The following is a 2599-nucleotide window of genomic DNA, read 5'->3' as shown; positions in this document are numbered from 1 at the left end:
ATGAAAAAAACGCTATTCTTTCTGAGTAATTATAGGAAAAGTATCGGTCCAATCCAAGTGTATATTTATGACGAGTGGAATTCAAACTTGACCTTAGATTCACAGATTTTTCTTTTTCTCCAATCGTACGAATTTGATTACGTATAATTACATAACAACTTGTCATTGTAACTTTGATATCTTGCTGTTACATTCCCAAATGAGTACAACAGCGTGCCTCCAAGGTTATACTGATGCTGGAGGTGATGCAAAGTGACATATGATTGGGAAATGAATTCGAAGAAAACTAATTAACAACTAAATTATTACGGGTAAATTTGTATATTGATTGGTTTATAAACGAATGTGCAGTATTTTTAGGAGGTTGATCTTTTCGTTAGCCAGAAAGCTTTTGAGTCCTAATAGTAAACATCAATTCTTCATTTTGAAACTAAAATCGCTTTTATATTAGGTTTTAAATTTTATGTGGTACAGACATTAGTTGAAAGATAGGTTTTGCCTGCTCTGACTTATATCGTAAATTTGATAATTTATAAAGATGGATTTAACGGGGGGATATTATGAAAGATAGCAAACATTTTAATTTTCATAAGCTTTGGCTAGGGCAGTCTATAAGTTTGTTAGGTACTCAGTTTACAATAGTAGCTTTGCCGCTTTTTGCATTAGAGGTGTTACAAACAAGTGAAGCAAATGCTGCTATGCTTCGTGGGGTTATATTCGTCCCGTACCTAATTTTCGGATTAGTAGCCGGTGCTTTAATAGACATTTTTCATAGGAAAAATGTCTTGCTAATTTGTAGTATATGTCAAGGAGTATTGTTTTTATCAGTATTCATACTGACTGTAACAAATATTATAACGTTCCCCTTATTGGTATTTATCATGTTTTTAAATGGAATATTCACTACGTTTTACAACATCGCTATTCCTTCTTTCTTACCGGAAATAGTAACAGATAAAGACGACTTAAAAAAAGGAAATGCTCAACTAGCACTTTCGGAGTCTCTTTCTATAGTAATTGGTCCTATGCTAGCTGGAATTGTCATTACTTTAGTTGGATTAACAGGCTCATTCACTGTTGATGCAGTAACGTATTTTGTTTGTTTTATATTTGTATTATTCATTTCAAAGTTTAAACCGCATACAGAAGGTTCTTTAAAAGACGTAAATTTAAAATCCATATACCAAAACATATATGAGGGTTTGGTATATTTCAAAAAACACCCTGTATTGGAGCCAATTGTAACATGTTGTGCTGTTTACGGTTTTTTTAAATACATATTAAATAGTATTTTAGTAATATTCCTTTATAAAGTAATGGGGTATGTAAGCTAGACACGGAAGATGATGTAGGAGGATTTATAAAAGAAAACGGTATTCAACTACCTGTTTTAGTGGAAGAGTATATTGAAGGTGATATAGTTTATACAGTTGAAACCGTTTCTTATAACAAAAAACATTCTATACTAGCTATATCAGCTGAAGTATTTAAAGAAGATACATTTATAATAAACTATACGATTATGCCGGTACCTTTAGATGAATCTCAAAAACAGTTAATTATGGGAAAAGTAATGTTATTTTTGGACGACGTGCAAATGGAAAATGGCATTACTCATACAGAAATAAAGATAGATAAACATAATAAGCCAATAATCATAGAGTCTCAAGTTAGAATAGGTGGCGGCAACATCTGGAAGATGGTGGAACTAACGACTGACATATCTCAATTTGGATACTATTATGATGCGTTAGCTACGGAGACTATAGATGAATTTAGATGTGTACCTTCAAAATGTCAAGCTATGTCTTTAAGCTTGATTCCAAAACCAGGTTGCTTAAAAGAAATCAAGTATAAAGAGTTAACTAACATATCCGAGGTCGTATTAATTGATCTAGTAGTAAAAGAGGGCGACATCATACCAAATATTGTAGATAGCACGCAACGCAAAGGATCTATATTATTTACGGCTAATGATATAAAACGTATGTACGAGGTTGCAGAGGAAATATGTAACAATATAACATTTGTTTATCAAGATTTATCAGAATGGAAACCTTCTTTTAAAAAATATATGTAAAAAGAAATGTGCAAATGACTGGTCTATATAAAAGGACAATTTAAACCACATGTGTATATTAACCAACAATTGGATAAGGGTGACGCCACTGATGCATTAGCTAGAGCTATATTTTTTTATGAAAATGGTGAGTTTAGATAACAAGTTCTTTAAGAGCAAATGCAATGAGCCGGTTTATCCTTAGTGGGATAAAATTCGGCTTTTTTGTATGGAAATGTGCTTAGCGTGTTTTTTCCCGAAATACTGGCGGTACCCCATCACCATCAAGCTAAGAAATTCATTGTTCCCCAAAACGAAAAAAATGAGCTAAAGGCCCTTAAATAGCATATGTACTATCGACAAAACGTTGATATTGTGTATTATCAAGATTTAAAGTATAAATATTCTTACGAAGTATAGAAAAGGACATTTGAGACACGAGCGATATGTACTCTCCTTTTATCAAATTAAAGAACTTGATAGATTAATGATAAGAAGCATAATCAATCTACTCTCTAATGATAATTGTATAGTTTATAT

The 2599-nt window shown here is 32.0% G+C and carries 2 pseudogenes; both read left to right on the top strand.

The annotated features are described in order from the left end of the window. Positions 1–560 precede the first annotated feature (560 nt). Positions 561–1322, top strand: a pseudogene (locus KI369_RS15480) (MFS transporter); the annotation flags it as partial. Then, a pseudogene (locus KI369_RS15475) lies at positions 1319–2080 on the top strand (ATP-grasp domain-containing protein); the annotation flags it as partial. The pseudogenes KI369_RS15480 and KI369_RS15475, both read left to right, overlap by 4 nt. Positions 2081–2599 lie beyond the last annotated feature (519 nt).

It is taken from the genome of Bacillus sanguinis (assembly GCF_018332475.1).
Taxonomy (GTDB): Bacteria; Bacillota; Bacilli; order Bacillales; family Bacillaceae_G; genus Bacillus_A; species Bacillus_A sanguinis.
This window is presented reverse-complemented; position numbering and strand designations above follow the sequence as displayed.